At 70.0% G+C, this 1778-nt stretch carries 1 protein-coding gene; it reads left to right on the forward strand.

Features of this window, described 5'->3' with window-relative positions:
- The first annotated feature begins 422 nt into the window (after nt 1–422).
- Nucleotides 423–1628 (forward strand): chitosanase, encoded by a 1206-nt coding sequence (locus tag ACWCO3_RS34405; protein WP_450014171.1) that lies wholly within the window; start codon nt 423–425, stop codon nt 1626–1628.
- Nucleotides 1629–1778: the final 150 nt, after the last annotated feature.

Below are 1778 nucleotides of genomic sequence, written 5' to 3' on the forward strand. Positions count from 1 at the left end.
GCTGCTCGTGGCGGCGCTGCTCGTGGCGGCCGCGCCGACCGGGTCGGCGCCGCCGGAGCCGCCGCAGGCGGACAGCGCCGCCAGGGCGAGCACGGCGGTAGCCGTGGCCCACAGAGGCCGGGTACGGCGGAGGTCGACTGCCATGGAGCACTCCTTGCGTCTGGGTGCCGTCCCAGGTCTGCTCGCCCGGGCCGCGGCACTGCTGACGACATCTAACTGTGCGGTCCGGGCATCGAGCTCTCGGGTGGCCGTCAACGAGGTGAACATGCCTCGTCACGGACGGCTGACGCCGATTGACGGCTCACCGACGTACTGATATCTGTTAATACAGTTTCCTGATGCTTGCGGTGCCCGCCGGGGCCGAATCGCCGCGCCGGGCACCGACCGGCCGGCGGCCTGCCGCCCCTTCCCCGAGGAACACCATGGTTCACAAGAGAACAGCCGCCTACGTCGCGGGCACCCTGCTGATCGGCGTCGCCGCCGTCGGCTACGGCCTGCCGTCGGCCAGCGCCGCGACCGCCGGCCGGATCACCGGCCTCGGCGGCAAGTGCGTCGACGTAGCCGGCGCCAACTCGGCCAACGGCACCGCCGTCCAGCTCTACGACTGCAACGGCAGCGCGGCCCAGACGTGGACCGTCGGCAACACCGACACCTCGATCCGGGCGCTCGGCAAGTGCCTCGACGTCACCGCCGCGTCGACCGCCAACGGTGCCAAGATCCAGCTGTACGACTGCAACGGCACCGGCGCGCAGAAGTGGACCGCCAGCAACGGCGCTCTCGTCAACTCCGCCTCCGGCAAGTGCCTCGACGTCACCGACCGCAGCACCGCCAACGGCGCCCGGTTGCAGATCTGGACCTGCGGTGGCACCTCGAACCAGCAGTGGACCCTGCCCGGCGGCGGTAGCACCCCTCCGCCCACCACCCCGGCCGGGACCAACCTCGACGATCCGGCGAAGAAGGACGTCGCCATGCAGCTCGTCTCGGCTGCGGAGAACTCCTCCCTCGACTGGCGTGCCCAGTTCTCCTACATCGAGGACATCGGCGACGGACGCGGCTACACCGCCGGCATCATCGGCTTCTGCTCCGGCACCGGCGACATGCTCGAACTGGTGCAGGCGTACACGAACACGAAGCCCGGCAACGTACTGTCCGGCTACCTGCCGGCGCTGCGCGCCGTCAACGGCACCCCCTCGCACTCGGGCCTCGACCCGAACTTCCCCCGCGACTGGCGCACGGCGGCCAACGACTCGGTCTTCCGGGCCGCCCAGGAGGCCGAGCGGGACCGCGTCTACTTCAACCCGTCGGTACGCGACGGCAAGAACGACCAGGTCCGGGCACTCGGCCAGTTCGCCTACTACGACGCGGCAGTCATGCACGGGTACGAGGGCATGCGGCAGATCCGCAACCGCGCCCTCGCCCGGGCGAAGCCCCCGGCGCAGGGCGGTGACGAGCGAACCTGGCTCAACGCGTTCCTCGACGAGCGGGTCATCGAGATGAAGAAGGAAGAAGCCCACTCCGACACGTCCCGGGTCGACACCGCCCAGCGGGTGTTCCTCAACAACGGCAACTTCAACCTGAACACGCCGTTGGCGTTCGCCGTCTACGGCGACCAGTTCCGCATCGGCTAAGGCCTGTGTCGAAGTCCTCGGTCGAGCCGAGGCGGAGTCCGGGCGGCGGTCCGGCAAGGCGGATGTTCGTTCGGATACCGGTGTTGTATCCGGGCGAATATCCAACGCGGCCGGTCGTCGTCCGGGCCCGCCGCAGGCCGGCCAGGGGCT

The sequence above is a fragment of the Micromonospora sp. NPDC002411 genome, from assembly GCF_053592955.1.

Coding starts and splice junctions, on each gene's coding strand:
- ACWCO3_RS34405 (WP_450014171.1), top strand. CDS start 423: ATGGTTCACAAGAGAACAGCCGCCTACGTCGCGGGCACCCTGCTGATC.